Source organism: Coprococcus eutactus, from assembly GCF_025149915.1.
In the GTDB taxonomy this organism is placed as follows: domain Bacteria; phylum Bacillota; class Clostridia; order Lachnospirales; family Lachnospiraceae; genus Coprococcus; species Coprococcus eutactus.
In genome coordinates, this window is the sequence record NZ_CP102278.1 from 2682898 (window position 1) to 2697330 (window position 14433).

General features: G+C 43.7%; 12 protein-coding genes. 3 read left to right on the top strand and 9 right to left on the bottom strand.

What is annotated here, in order from left to right:
• Positions 1-20 precede the first annotated feature (20 nt).
• Genes NQ536_RS11920 through NQ536_RS11930 form a run of 3 tightly spaced genes read right to left on the bottom strand, consistent with a single transcriptional unit; the run spans position 21 to position 6089 of the window.
• A complete protein-coding gene (locus NQ536_RS11920; protein WP_004850406.1) occupies positions 21-1274 on the bottom strand; it encodes a sensor histidine kinase in 1254 nt (417 codons plus the stop codon).
• Positions 1271-2980, bottom strand: coding sequence for a histidine kinase N-terminal 7TM domain-containing protein (locus tag NQ536_RS11925; protein WP_004850404.1), 1710 nt, complete (start codon positions 2978-2980; stop codon positions 1271-1273). The genes NQ536_RS11920 and NQ536_RS11925 overlap by 4 nt, the downstream gene beginning before the upstream one ends.
• A complete protein-coding gene (locus tag NQ536_RS11930; RefSeq protein WP_004850402.1) occupies positions 2970-6089 on the bottom strand; it encodes a diguanylate cyclase domain-containing protein in 3120 nt (1039 codons plus the stop codon). The genes NQ536_RS11925 and NQ536_RS11930 overlap by 11 nt, the downstream gene beginning before the upstream one ends.
• Before the next feature lie 192 nt (positions 6090-6281).
• On the opposite strand from NQ536_RS11930, the gene NQ536_RS11935 reads away from it, so the two are divergent.
• The 3 genes from NQ536_RS11935 (at position 6282) to NQ536_RS11945 (ending at position 8789) form a co-directional block, all read left to right on the top strand.
• Entirely contained in the window at positions 6282-7109 is an 828-nt protein-coding gene (locus NQ536_RS11935; protein ID WP_004850400.1) for a pyridoxamine kinase, read from the top strand.
• A gap of 103 nt (positions 7110-7212) precedes the next feature.
• Complete coding sequence (locus tag NQ536_RS11940; RefSeq protein ID WP_022058356.1) at positions 7213-7872, top strand: TatD family nuclease-associated radical SAM protein; 660 nt, start codon at positions 7213-7215, stop codon at positions 7870-7872.
• Positions 7873-7910: 38 nt separating this feature from the next.
• Positions 7911-8789 carry a YitT family protein gene (locus NQ536_RS11945; RefSeq protein WP_004850397.1) on the top strand — a complete coding sequence of 293 codons (879 nt, stop codon included), beginning with the start codon at positions 7911-7913 and terminating at the stop codon, positions 8787-8789.
• 92 nt (positions 8790-8881) lie between these two features.
• Here NQ536_RS11945 and NQ536_RS11950 read toward each other — a convergent pair whose 3' ends face one another.
• The 6 genes from NQ536_RS11950 to NQ536_RS11975 form a co-directional block, all read right to left on the bottom strand.
• Positions 8882-10234 (bottom strand): MATE family efflux transporter, encoded by a 1353-nt coding sequence (locus NQ536_RS11950; protein ID WP_004850394.1) that lies wholly within the window; start codon positions 10232-10234, stop codon positions 8882-8884.
• A 105-nt stretch (positions 10235-10339) separates the two neighbouring features.
• Positions 10340-10819, bottom strand: a complete 480-nt coding sequence (cynS, locus tag NQ536_RS11955) for a cyanase (protein WP_049937706.1) — start codon at positions 10817-10819, stop codon at positions 10340-10342.
• Between the two features lie 210 nt (positions 10820-11029).
• Positions 11030-12184, bottom strand: coding sequence for an SGNH/GDSL hydrolase family protein (locus NQ536_RS11960; protein WP_004850389.1), 1155 nt, complete (start codon positions 12182-12184; stop codon positions 11030-11032).
• Positions 12185-12252: 68 nt separating this feature from the next.
• Complete coding sequence (locus tag NQ536_RS11965) at positions 12253-13299, bottom strand: SGNH/GDSL hydrolase family protein (protein WP_044997908.1); 1047 nt, start codon at positions 13297-13299, stop codon at positions 12253-12255.
• Positions 13300-13613: 314 nt separating this feature from the next.
• Complete coding sequence (locus NQ536_RS11970; RefSeq protein WP_004850387.1) at positions 13614-13760, bottom strand: hypothetical protein; 147 nt, start codon at positions 13758-13760, stop codon at positions 13614-13616.
• Between the two features lie 158 nt (positions 13761-13918).
• Entirely contained in the window at positions 13919-14353 is a 435-nt protein-coding gene (locus NQ536_RS11975; RefSeq protein ID WP_004850386.1) for a hypothetical protein, read from the bottom strand.
• Positions 14354-14433: the final 80 nt, after the last annotated feature.

Genomic DNA, 14433 nt, shown 5'->3' on the forward strand with positions numbered 1-14433 from the left:
TGGTGCTGCATGTCAGGTTTTCATATAAAACTTGACGCATCCTCTGGAATGATAAGCAGCAATTCAAATCGTGGTTTATATACAGTGTGCATTTCTCCACCGGCAGATTCTATGCTGTGGCGAATCGATGAGAGTCCGCTGCCCTCCTTAATTGGGCCCGACGGTGCAGCGCCATTGTTCGTTATCGTAATATCAAACACATCCTTTCGCCCATTTACGCTGATATATACCTCATTGCCTCCGGCATGCCTGATACAATTTGTTACACATTCTTTTGCAGCGACAACGGTAAGCTCTTCGGCAAGCGAATCGGCCGGAAGGCATCCATCCATCATCACCGTTACACCGAGGATTTCCGCTGTCTGAACAACCTCTTCCATCGTTCCGCTAGCTGTCACTCGATCACTTGTAAGCACTGCGGTTGCTTCCTGTAAAGCCTCAAGCTTTTTGTCGGTGTTTTCATCACTTTCCATTATATCACGAATTGTCAGCAAGCTTCTTCCGATTGTGTCATGTATATGTATTTTCAGGTCAAGAATTTCTTTTTCTTTTATATCATCGGCCATTCGTTCATACATTTTTTGGAGCTTTCGGTTGACCTCTTTCAGCTCATCGTTAATAGCAGTTTGACGAACGTTGCCATTATAAAGTTCAGTGACATTATGCGCTGTCATTTGAAGCCAGTTTTCATCATTGTCAACGGTTATATTCTGCTTGCGGAATTGCCAAACTGTCTTATCGGGCAGTATGTAACAATCTCCGTTAGCAATAATACTTTTATCGGGGTGCTCCAACGCTTTTTCAAGATCGTCGGTAATCTGAAACTCATGCCCGCTCAGTGCAAACGACAGACGGCGCATACGGTCATTGCAAAGGACAATACGCCCGTTCGGATCGGCAAAGCACAAACCCATAGGCAGCTTGTCTGTGGCATCTTTAATGGAAAATGGGGAGAGCATGTTCTTTCGGCGGCGATACTCTCTCGTCATAGCAAAGGCAAAATGAACAACAACAACGAAAATTACTGTAATGAAAATCAGCCAGGGCGCATCTAATAAAAACGCATCCTTGCCATTGAACGGATCCCCCTGTGTTACCGAGAACAAAAGCGTAAGCAAAAACGCAAAAATCACAAGACTCGGTAAATTATCATGCAATTTTGAACGATGCGAAAGTTGATATATAAAAAGTCCCAATTCAAGCACAGCTTCCACAAACAGCAGAAGTGGTATTAAGGTTTGCAAAAAGACCGGAAGTGAAGAAAAGGCACTCATACGGCGGCACCTCCTTCAATAATAAATACAAGATGCTGGTATCCTGCGTCACCGTCCATTTCATAAAGAACGTTACCTTTATTTGAAAAAATCGACAGGTCAGCTTCGCAACAGACATTCAGCGACAGTCGCAGTCCGTTTATATTTGCGAGGCTTATCTGCACACTTGTTAAATTTTCAAGATCTGCTTCAATTACTTCTTCATAAAAATCTAATATCGCAGCAGCATTTTTGCCCGAAAGCGCGGAAAGTTCACTGTCCACATACAGAGTATTGCGTACATTTAAAAGCTTTAATGTCTGTAACGATTCGGAAAAAGCTCTCTCAAGCTCGCTGACTGCAACCTTACAATCTCGGTCGGCAAGCAGTGTCAGATGCTTACGGCGTTTGATATAACTGCATAAAACGGCAATCTCGGCAAGTAGCATTTTAACTCTGTCTGTATCAGATTTTGAGATTCGGCGGTATTCCTGTGTCAATGCCGAAATGCGGTTGATCTGTTTCTGTGTTGCCGACTGCAATAGATCGAACAGTCGGTTTTGCTCCTCCACCTTGCGGCGTTTCGACTCCCGCCTGTATTCATAACGAAGAATCTCATTTCTTTCGGCAAGCTCTTCTGCGAGACATTCTGATTCTTCCTTAATGGCAAGCAACGCCGACACATCCTCTGTCCATACCGCATAACCGCCGCCGATGGGCATAGTATGTACGGTCAGCCCACCGTCTACTGTGACAGGAGCTTTCTCGGCTTTTCTCATTGTTTCCTTTGATATAGGTTCAATATTCAACGCTGCATAGCGAATGTTGAAGTCTCTGTCAGTAATTTCTGCCGATGTGCCGACAGATGAGGCAAAAAGATCTGCGTAACGGCTGTTTGAATGAATATATCCGCAGGCAATGCAAGCCTCGAAACCGAGCATATACATAAGACTTTGAAATGCCGTAACGTCACCGAATAAATGTTTCAGCCATGGCGTACCAACATAGTTCAATGCAAGATAAGCCAGTGATATCGCAAATGGAATTACGGGCAAATAACGATGCTTACCGTTCTTTAACCTGCATTTAAAGAGCATAAAAATAAGCGCTGCTACGGCACAAAGCACCTGCCATGCGATCACGGCAAAATAGCACACACCGTAGCCATGATCTGCATCAGACCAGACATCTGCATCTTTAGGAAATGTGAAAACTAATTGATGTAGATCATTCGTAAGCACAAGAATAAGCAAAGCTCCCGAAACGGCAGACAATAGCCAGACAGATTTCGGCAGTTTATATTCATCGGGCTTGCCCAGAGACATTGCGATCAACAGTGCAAGCATGGGTACAAACAGCATTGGCAGATAGAATAGATACCACTGGTATCTTATTGCAACCGGCTGCCAGAATATAAAGTATTTTGCTGAGCGAAAGGTAAACCACAAAATCAAAAGCACCGAAACGCCTACCAGATATTGTCCGACCTGTTTCTGCACGATACGTTGGCGGATTGAAATTCCCCAGGCGGCATAAAGCCCGATATAAATGAAACTACGCAGATAAGAAAACAGAGTAGGATAGAAGCTTCCTCTTCCAATAAGTCGAAAAGAATATGCCAAAATTACGGCAAACAAGATCAGACTCATAGGAAGCAAAGGTTCTTTGTGGAGTTTTTTGTGAAGATCTTTATGAAGTATGTTGAAGGTATACGATCTACTCCCCATGCCTCTTCACCTCAATCCTGCCTCTTCCACTCTCCTTAACATCATAGAGGGCGTTATCCGCCTCCTCATACATCTCATTGAATGTCAGTTCAGTTCTTGCGATCACCGCACCCATGGAGATTCCTGTTCCGCCCTCAGTGGCCTTCACAGTCAGGTTCACCTTGTCAAATATCTGCTGGGCACGTTCCCTTATCACGTCATCAGACACACTCTTGTTGAAGAACAGCATGGCTGCAAATTCATCACCGCCCATACGGCATGCATGGTCATCACCACGGAGTGCCGCCTGCAGTGCCTGTGCCACAAGGACAAGATATTTGTCGCCATTGTGATGTCCGTAGGTGTCGTTGTACTGCTTGAATCTGTCTACATCCATCATGATCATCACCGCTGTGTGCGTACACTCAAGAAGTCTCTGCTCCATGTCACTTCTAAATGCCGCATGGTTCAAAAGTCCTGTGAGGGGATCTGTACGATAGGTATTCTCCCAGTTTCTGAGTCTCACATCCGCCTTATTCTGCTCCGCATCTGTCAGCATCTTCAAAGCATATGTACTTGATACATCCACTATTACTATTTCTCCTCTGTCTTTCTGAAGTGCCGAATCATAAAACATTCTTCCAGTGCATAATACATATATATCCCTGCCATCCTTCCTATGTATCTTGTGTTCCTGAAATACAAATGTGCTCTTTGCCAGATTCGCATTTACCTGACAGAGATATTCTGTTTTATCCTCGTCCGGTATAAGGTCGATCTGGGTTATGATATTATTCTCTATGTCCTCCTTGCTGTAACCCGTAAGTTCCTCAAAATTATCGTCTACAGATATGATCCTCCAGCTTTCATCCACCAGATATCTGCTATATTTGACTGCATGTACACGAAACGCATCCTTGCCATATTCAGTAGAATCCACCATCTGTCTGCGCGCCATAATCCGGATCTCTGTCTGTTCGTCGTCTGTGCTGGTGCCATCACCATCAGAGTCCGCCAGACCATCTCCTGGAGCAGTTCGATCACCAACATTCTCTCCATTACCATCTGCACCGACACCACCATCAGCAGCCCTCTGCTTTGATTCATTTTCCAGTGAATTCGCATACTTCTCTGAGACAAGCCTGATAAACTCAGAAACTATATATGGATCAAACTGGCTGCCCGCGCAGCTCTTTAATTCTTCTATCGCTTTTGATATCGGCATACCCTTTCTGTAAGGTCTGTCATTGATCATTGCGTCAAATGCATCGACCACCGCGATCACACGTGACAGAACCGGTATGCTTTCACGGCTCAGTCCATCCGGATATCCATTTCCATCCCATCTCTCATGATGATGCCTTATCTCCTCCGCGATCTGTCTGAGTTCTGTGTTGCTCATGGCGATCTCATAACCCTTCTCAACGTGGGAACGCATGATCTTCCATTCCTCATCCGTGAGTTTTCCCGGCTTGTTGAGTATCTCCATAGGAACTCCTACCTTCCCTATGTCATGGAGCAGACAAAGCAGCGCCAGCTTGCTCTGCTGGATATCTGACAGCTCTATTCGTCTGCCAAGCTCAGCCCCCATCTCCTGTGTACGACGCACATGCTGTTCCGTATCGCTGTCACACTCCTCAAGAGCCCTTATGAGTGATGTCAGCATATCTGAGTGCGATGATTCACTGTCCACAAGCTTTTTTGTCTTCATGGCTGTTGCCGCATCAATGATTGCAGCGACGATGCTCTGTCCCTCATCCGCAGCCACCCCCACTGCATACTGTATACTTCCATCATACTGTTCTTTGACCTTTTCGACACATGCCGCCATCTCTTCCTCACTGCTGTGACTGCAAAGTGCTATCAGGTGCGCATCAATACCCCTGACATAATATGTTCTCTCCGGAAAGTTCTTTCTCATGATGCCCGCAAGTGCATTTATCCTCTGGTCACCCGCCTGATTACCGCGCGTGCTGTTGATCACAGACAATCCGTTGATATCGCATATTGCCACTCCAACCGGAAACGTAAAATGGTCCACCTCTTCCATGGCAAGTCTCTGAAAGCTATCCCATTTCTGAAATCCTGTAAGCATATCCGTCTCCAGAGATATATCAGAAAATACAAACATCTGACCAAGTCTGCGTCCTTCCTTGTTGTCAAGCCTTCTGATATCGCACCTTAAAGGTCTGTCTCCATCATCACCTTTTATATAGCACTGCAGAGAAAAACTGTCGTCATCAGCTGCAAGATCAACGGACAGATCATACGTCTCAAGAAACTGCTGCAGATTCTCGCATTTGCAGAGGAGTTCCTTTCCAAGGAAATCATCCGCCCTGTCATTGTGCAGGATCAAATGATTGTCATAATCAAACAAAACTATTCCCTGACCTATATTCTCGAATATGTTTGTCTTTAGTTTGTTGAGCATTCCATGGGTTGAATAATTAAAGCAGCTCCAATACAGAATATATGATGTAAGACTGTAGCCACAGATGGAATAATCCAGAAGTTTGTACACCTCCGCTCCCGGAACGTAGAGAAATATTGCATTTATCCCGACAAGCGCAAGAAGTCCCAGGATGACACTGCTGTACTGCAAACGATATTCATGTGGGATCTTGCAAAGCTTCTTTAAAAGGAGTATGAGTACCACTCCCACCAGCGCATATGAAAAAACCAGATGCATATCATACAGCGGTTTCATATCATAGCTGTATTTTGCTATCACGGTGTCTCTTCTGACATACCCTATCGCTATATTTTTGAATGGATTTATGGCAAATATTACAAGCTCATACAGGCAGTAAAAAAAGCATACGCCTATCGCTGCTCTTCCATACTTTGAAAAACGTCCTTTTGTAAAATAAACAATAAATATGAGCAGACATACCAGCATATAATCAATGCTTACGAAATATATACTCGACATGACGGACATGGCCATATACGAATCACTTATAATGCTGATAAGATAACTGATATCGACTATAGCTGCTCCTATGCAGGCAAGTCCCAGAAACCTTCCCGTCGTCTTATTCTTTTTTATGGATTTCATCGCCAGTATAATATCCATGACGGCTATTATAATTGACGAAAAGACATATATCTTTAAAACGACTTCATTCATACTCATTCCTCCTGAATCGCAGCAAAATATGGTTATATTTTACTACGTATCAAGATATGGGGCAATGCGGAAATTTTACCTATTCTCTCCCTTTTGCACATAAATTTCACTTGATCTGACGGAATTCAAATATTGAACACACCTGCATTTGATGATAAAATTTACTATATTTATTGAATTTGGAGAACTAAGATGCAGAAAAAAATCGCTCTAATAAATGATGTTACAGGATTCGGAAGATGTTCCATCGCTGTCATGGCACCGATAGTGTCCGCCATGAAGATCCAGGCAGTCACTGTGCCGACGGCAATACTATCTACACATACACAGTTTCCTATATTTTACTTTGATGACTACACACCAAAAATGCGGGATTACATCCAGACCTACAAAGATCTGGAGCTGCAGTTTGATGCCATATCCACAGGATTTCTCGGCTCTGAGGAACAGGTTGATATAGTTATCGACTTTATCAAATACTTTAAAAACGAGAAGAATTTTGTTATCGTCGATCCAGTCATGGGTGACTACGGCAAGCTGTACCCAACCTATACCGCGTCTATGTGCAGCAAGATGAAGGAGCTTGTAAAATATGCCGACATTATCACTCCTAATCTGACGGAGCTTTGCACCCTCCTTGATCTTCCATATCCGGAGCACACTGTGACCGTGAACGAGCTAAGGCAGATGTGCATGACCCTGGCGGAGCAGGGACCGGAACATATCGTTGTGACAGGAATACATTTCAATAAGACTCAGATAGCCAACTTCATCTACAACAAGGATGAGGATTTCCAGATGGTCATGGTTGACAGGATCGGCGGCGACAGGAGCGGCACCGGAGATGTGATCGCAGCCATCATTGCGGGTATGTATCTGAACGGACACAGCGTCTATGAGTCCGTGAAAAAGGCCGCTTCATATGTATCAAAGTGCATAAGCTACTGCGTTGAGAACAATGTTCCGGAGAACTGGGGACTGTGCTTTGAAATGTACATGAAAGACCTGACAGAGGCATGACATTTTTCATCCATTTTTACGCGACATACTTTTATTGTATGTATATTTGAACTGTGTTCTATCACAGCAATATCACAATTTTAATTATATGGAGATACTAACTATGGTTTTATACACTGTAACCGGAAAAGTCGGTGAGGAAGGTTACCTCGACATTGCAAAGAGCGGGGATCTCACAGGCAAAAATATATATGTAAACATGACAAACAAATGTCCATGCAGCTGTGTGTTCTGCCTGAGGCAGACAAAAAAGCAGCAGGAGAACAATACTCTCTGGCTGAAGGATGGCGAGCCTTCTATAGAGGAGGTTCTGGAACTTTTCTCAAAGTATGACCTGAATATCATAAATGAACTTGTATTTTGTGGATTTGGCGAGCCTCTTGAGAGACTTGAAGATGTGTGCGCGGTGATCGATTCACTGAAAAACACATATCCCAATCTCAAAGTCCGTCTCAACACCATCGGGCTTGCCAATCTTATATATGGGAGAGATGTCACACCAGAGCTTGAGGGTCGATTCGACACTGTATCAATATCCCTGAACGCCCCTGATGAAAATGAATTTCTTGAGCTGACCAGATCACGCTATGGGATCCAGTCCTACGCGGCCATCAAGGATTTTGCCGTTCTTGCCAAAAGGTACGTGCCACACGTTGTCATGACAGTTGTTGACAAGGTCATGCCCGAGGATAAGATCGAGCTATGCCGCCAGATATGCAAGGATTTAGGCGTGACTTTGAGGGTTCGCCCATTTGAAAATTAACCGCATTTTACAGTGACACTTACAAAGGAGGTACCGCTATGTTTCAATCTCTAGAGTTAAAACACCCAAGATTTTATCAGGCATTCCGCCTGTTCATCGTCGTATTTGCATCTATACTATACGCATGGAATCTCCGATGCTTTGCCAAGACCGCAGGACTGTTTCCAAGCGGGTTCTCCGGAGCATCCCTGCTTCTCCAGAACATTGGAATAAAATTTCTGCACATAAGCGTGCCTTTTGCTGTGTTCAACATTGGACTGAATCTGTTTCCCACATACATATCATACAAATATATCGGCAAAAGATTTACCCTCTATTCGATCATAGTCATTCTTCTGTCGAGTATATTTGTGGATATTCTGCCATCATATGTATTCACTGACGACATAATGCTTGTAAGCCTGTTCGGCGGTCTCATCAATGGACTCGCCATCAGCCTGTGCCTGAACGTTGGAACCAGCACCGGGGGAACTGATTTCATCAGCATATTCCTGTCCCACCAGAAGGGTATAGATGCGTGGAACTACATACTGCTCGGAAACATCGTGATGCTGATCGCAGCCGGAGCGCTGTTCGGCTGGTCAAAGGCTCTGTACTCCATCATCTACCAGTTCTGCAGCACACAGGTGATCCAGCTTCTATATAAGAGATATAAGAAAGAAACGTTGTTCATCATCTCCGACAAATCAAATGAGATATATCATGCCATCAAAGATCTGACAAATCACGACGCCACATTATTCACCGGAATTGGCTGCTATGAGGAGAAGGAGAAAACCCTTATCTATTCTGTCATCAACGCTGAGGCAAAGCGTGAGCTCATCCCGATGATCCGTGGAATAGATGAGCACGCATTCATCAACGTGGTGAAGACCGAAGAGCTGGACGGAAGATTCCATGATATTCCGCACGACTGATGATCAATGAACTGCCACTTGTATCCGAACGATCAAATACCTTTACGAAATGAATGCACAATAAACATTCCTATCACCAATATACATATCTCTTATAAGTTGGCCTTATACAGCGTACCGCGCCTCTCCATCCACACAAATGCTCCCACGCATATCACTATGGATATAAATGATCCCGCCGGCGCCGCAAATCCCATCGGGAACAGAGTGTCAGGATATTTGACAGATGCCAGATATGATCCCGGGATTCTTGCACATACTATGGCTATCAGGTTGTGAATAAACCCTATATAGGATTTGCCATAGGCACAGAAATATCCGGTGAAGCTGAAGTGGATTCCTGCTAATACACAGTCCACGATATAGCTGCTTATATACTGGACACCCATGGTCACAACCACCTTGTTCTTGCTGAAAAGTCCCACGAGCTCAGGTGCAAACAGTTCAACAACAGCTATTGCAATGACTCCATAAGCCACTATGATCCCCAGTGCATACCTTAGTATCTGTTCTGCCCGGTCATGCTTTCCTGCGCCGATATTCTGGGCGGCAAGCGCGGACACGGTCGCCAGCATGGAGGATGGCACTATGAATATAAAGCTTATCATCTTCTCCACAACTCCAACTGCGGCGGCATCATTTACACCACGGTTGTTGGCTATGACTGTTATCACGATGAAAGCGATCTGTATGCATCCGTCCTGTACTGCCACCGGGAGACCTATCTTTACGATCTCTCCGAGCACAGATCTTCTCGGAACGAAATCATTTTTCGCAATTATCAGCCCTGTATTCATTCTCCTTATCGCCACAAATGATATTATAACGCTGAATGTCTGCGCCAGAGTCGTTCCTAGAGCAGCGCCAAGAGGGCCCATGCCACAGGCACCTATAAATATGTAATCAAGTGCTATATTAAGGCCACACGCAACCGCAATGAAATACATAGGACTCTTAGAATCTCCGAGTCCTCTGAATATCGAGCTTATCACGTTGTATGCTGTTATAAATGGAATTCCTATAAAGCAGACTATCAGATAATCCGTGATTCCTTTGACAGCCTCCTCTGGGGTATCCATGACCGCAACTATTGGATTTATAAAAATGAGCAGCATTACTGTAAGTACTACTGATATTATCATGAAGATGGTGACTGTATTTCCTATGGCCGCCTGGGCATCCTGAAGCTTTTTTGCCCCCACTGCTTTTCCTATGACAACAGTTGTTCCCATGGCAAGGCCAACCAAAATCACCGTGAGCATATGCATGACCTGAGATCCATTTGCAACCGCTGTGGTGGCCCCGGCATCCTTGCCACAGAACTGTCCTATGATGAACAGATCCGCCATCCCATATAATGTTTGCAGAAAATAAGATAAAAGATAAGGCAGCGCAAAATACGCCATTGTCTTTGGCACACTGCCGGTCGTAAGGTTCTTCTCCATTATATATGTCCTCGTCTTTCATGTTGATGTGGACGGAGGTACCTGTCCCCTCCGTCCACACATGATATTAAACCTTACAACAATTGTAATGTCAACACATCAACTCTACCAAGGATACTGACCCTTCTTGGCATATGGCAGGAGTTTTCCGTCAAACTTGATGATGACTCTGTGGTTGCCCTCGGCATCCTCAGTCACATCCACGTCAAGGCCAAAATCGATGGCACTCATGATGGCATTGCCGCCCTGCTCATGGATTATGTCCTTGATGGCAGGACCATATGTATCAATGACCTCATGAAGTCTGTAGAGAATAGGATCCGTGTTGCCCTTATATGGGTGCTCTGCAAGAAATGCCGTGGCTGACTTGTCTATTCCCAGTGCTTCTGCAAGCTTATCGCAATATTCTTCAGGCACATACTGCTGTCCCTCAAATGCTGATGCGAGCCATACTTTATTCACACCTATTTTCTCTGCCAGCGCCTCATATGTGAGTCCGTTTGCCTTTTTTGCTGCCTTCATAGCGTCAAGTTCATCTGCGTGCTGCAATCTGATAAGATAATCTGCATTGTTCATCGGTGTCATAATATCATCCTCCTCAAAAATCTGTACGGATATAAAATCCATCATAAAAAAATAGAGGCACTGCAAGATTATGCAGTACCTCTTTGTACATCTGAGCTAATAATAGTCCTCTATCCCCAATATTGCAATACACAATATTATTTATTTTAATTTAATTCTTCAAATATCTATGCCAATCTGAACATTATCATTCTCTTAATCGCATACTTATCATGCAACTATTATGGACATAAGATAGAATGGTGTTGTACCCACACTCTCATCATCAAGAACCGTTATCTCAAGTGTGTGTTTCTTCTTCTCACTATGATGAAGCACAGGCTCTATATGCAGACAGTCACCCCAGTCCTCATCAAAATTGCCATCCAATAAAACCGGATGCTCGACGTCCCCATCAAGCACAGCCTGAGCCCTGACAGCAGGTCTTGATATTGTCTTTCTGTACTGTATTCCTATGCAGCTACCCTCAAGTTCAAATGATATTTTGTCGCCTGCATTTGTTCCGATCCATCCATTTTTGAAATGATCAAGGTGGCCCATCTTCTCATTTGTATCCGCTCTGAAACCTGAAAGTTTTGGGCTAACCTCGCGTATCGTGAGCCTTCTTGCGCCCTCATATGCATTTGCGGTGACAAGGGTAGGAAGTACACATGAGCAGACCGATTCATCCTGTATATTTCTCTCTATGTCCGCGCCAATATCTACGGTATCCGTCTTTGAGTCATCAGACAAATTCTCAGACTGTATGAGATCACCCACAATACTCTCAAGAAACTTTGTTATCTCATCCGCTACCAGGCCATGTCCCTTGTCATTTGGATGAAGTCCATCCGGGGTTATGTCGATCCTGTTATATTCTCCCGCCTTCATCCGCCTGTATATGGTGTCATGTACACTCACATGCGGCACTCCGTAATGATCTGCAAGTCTGTTGTGAATATCCTGGGTGCTTACACCCGTGTCGTAGAAAACGTTATTGAGTACCACCACCGCCGGCCTTGATGACCAGCAAAGCAATTTTCTCAGCACACCCTCAAAGGTCTCTTCACAATATATGTTATCCACATCATTTACACTGAAATCCACAACCACAAAGTCCGGCTGATACATGAGCACATCAGTGACCGCTCTTGACACCCCATAATAGGAATCCGTACCGCCGATTCCGCCATTCACATAATTGAACTTTGCCTGTGGAAATGTATCACACCACCACTTGTATACCCTGTATGCATAAGTATTTTCATGCTCCGTCGCCAAACTTCCCTGTGTTATCGAACCGCCAAGGAAACCTATTGTCAGCTCCTGTCCACTCTGGGCGCGCTGTATAACTGACTTTATTCTTTCAAGATCATAATTTTCCATGGTTCATCCTCCATATTTGAACATCAGCTCATTAATAATCCTATATTATCCCTAGGTTATGATAGCTTTTAATTCCATCCCTCAATTTCAAGACCTTCTATATACTCTGCAAGCTCCGTTGCCATCTCGCATGCCTCAGGTATACGGAGATGTCCCGGAGTTCCAAATCCGTTTCTTCCATATACATAATGAGTTATCATTTTATCATTCATATTGCCAACCACTTCATCTATAGCCTTGTCCCATGAACAGTCATGGCAGAGAAGTGTGGTACAGCAGATTATGTGTGCATCCGGATATGTCTTCCTGAGTTTTCCCAGAAATTTCATGTAATGGTCACGCCACGTTTCCGCCTGCCTGCCGTTATAGTCATTTTTCATAAAATCATACGGATGGTTGTCATTCTGTCCTATAGCAACTATAACAACCTGAGGTGTGTACTGGGAGAAATCCCACTGTGTCACCGGACCAAATGTAGGGTTGTAGTGAACCTTATCCCACACACTTTCCATGCCAATCTGATTCGGCTCTTGGAACCATCCTATCCTGTCCATGAGAGCTATCCCTCCCTGGGCTATGTCATGAATCTGTGCTTTCAGCTTTCTTGCAGTAATCCACGCATACGAATACCAGCTATTAGAATAACCGCCATTGTGTACCGGGTCTTCCTTTCCAACAAAGTCGACAGCCTCAGATACTTCACCCGCTGACACCGAATCTCCATACACCTCTATTCGTCTGCCTGACAGCGGTTTCAAAGGAAGAAGTCTCTCCCCATCTCCAATCTCATACTCAAGTATTGTTACCTCATGACATGCATCCTGTCTCTTGAAGAACAGCACACAATGTTCATTTGTATCGTTATCCGGAACAACTATATCAAGTTCCGTAATTCCCTCTTTATTTAAAAGATAACTTCTCTGCGACTGATCGATTATACATCCAAGATAATTGTCCCAATAGTTATTCCTGTTGGACACCTTTATCTTAAGAGTATTGCCCGTAAATTTCATCTCCGCAGACGTACACGGATATACCCACACCGGCTTTTCCTCATCTGTCCAGTCGATACGCCCTGTGTACCTAATCATAACATCATTCGGTTTAATCTTCATAACATTGTCCTCTGTCATTATAAATTTTCTTATTATTTTTTCCGCAAATGTATAGACCCTATGATGTCTCCATTGTTCAGTCTTTTCACTTTATTCCATTTACATTTCTATTTTATATTAGTTATTTTTTGCTTTGCAGTCAAACTTAATTTAGCTAATTATTAATTGTTTTTAATTGCAGATAAAGTTTTAAAAACTACGAGAAGAACGCTCCTCATAAATAAAAAGATCCAACGGGTAAATCCTATAATGTGATATATCCGTTGGATCTTTATTTACACAATTACACTATTGTGTAATTGATCTGATTTTATCTATGCTACCTTTTTATCCTGAGTCATATCCTGTGCATCCTCTGATTTTCTATGCATCTTCTCGCCCCAGTTCTCATCAACAAAACATTTGATTGCTGCTGCAAGTGCTATGATTCCGAACGCATAAGCTAAAATATCCATTGCCATAATTATCTCTCCTTCACTGGTGAACGCATTTCGCGTCGATTCTCAACAACATAGTCTCAAACTGCCAATGAAGACTCAGATGACATACGCAAACGCCTTTATCTGCATTTGCCCAATCCTATTTTACAATTCTCTATGACTTTCTATGATGCAAATTCTCATCTGAGATACCCTTCACCGGCATATTCCAGACGTTTTTTTCCATCTTTTTTGTGTATATATTTGAGGAGCAGCCTGCTGTGGCTGTACACCAACTCCACATATCTGCCAGTAAGTGTACATGCACAGACTATCAAACTTAGCAGCACTGCGGCAAGAACCGCAGCAAGCATCCATGTATCTTCCAGAGATTCTCCCATGTTTCCAGTCTTGATATTTCTCGTTTGAACTGTCAGACCGGCTGTGTTATCTACCATCAGCATATCATTATTTCCTGCTTCTATCCCCCTGCTCTCGCCGAGAGATGCGACAGAATGTGCGGAATAATTTTTAACATTCGGATTGTAGAGTCCGTATATTCCCAGATAGGAGACGCACATTGCAAGCACAATTAGCCATGCAAATATATCGTATTTTTCTCTGCGTACCAACATATGCGTCACCTCCTGAATATAATAAGTGTTCCTGCGATCACACCCACGACTGTCACTATCTGACAAATACTTATGTCGTC

Coding starts and splice junctions, on each gene's coding strand:
- NQ536_RS11950 (WP_004850394.1), bottom strand. CDS start 10,234: ATGGAGAAGAACCTTACGACCGGCAGTGTGCCAAAGACAATGGCGTAT.
- NQ536_RS11965 (WP_044997908.1), bottom strand. CDS start 13,299: ATGAAGATTAAACCGAATGATGTTATGATTAGGTACACAGGGCGTATC.
- NQ536_RS11970 (WP_004850387.1), bottom strand. CDS start 13,760: ATGGCAATGGATATTTTAGCTTATGCGTTCGGAATCATAGCACTTGCA.
- NQ536_RS11930 (WP_004850402.1), bottom strand. CDS start 6,089: ATGAATGAAGTCGTTTTAAAGATATATGTCTTTTCGTCAATTATAATA.
- NQ536_RS11925 (WP_004850404.1), bottom strand. CDS start 2,980: ATGGGGAGTAGATCGTATACCTTCAACATACTTCATAAAGATCTTCAC.
- NQ536_RS11935 (WP_004850400.1), top strand. CDS start 6,282: ATGCAGAAAAAAATCGCTCTAATAAATGATGTTACAGGATTCGGAAGA.
- cynS (WP_049937706.1), bottom strand. CDS start 10,819: ATGACACCGATGAACAATGCAGATTATCTTATCAGATTGCAGCACGCA.
- NQ536_RS11975 (WP_004850386.1), bottom strand. CDS start 14,353: ATGTTGGTACGCAGAGAAAAATACGATATATTTGCATGGCTAATTGTG.
- NQ536_RS11960 (WP_004850389.1), bottom strand. CDS start 12,184: ATGGAAAATTATGATCTTGAAAGAATAAAGTCAGTTATACAGCGCGCC.
- NQ536_RS11940 (WP_022058356.1), top strand. CDS start 7,213: ATGGTTTTATACACTGTAACCGGAAAAGTCGGTGAGGAAGGTTACCTC.
- NQ536_RS11945 (WP_004850397.1), top strand. CDS start 7,911: ATGTTTCAATCTCTAGAGTTAAAACACCCAAGATTTTATCAGGCATTC.
- NQ536_RS11920 (WP_004850406.1), bottom strand. CDS start 1,274: ATGAGTGCCTTTTCTTCACTTCCGGTCTTTTTGCAAACCTTAATACCA.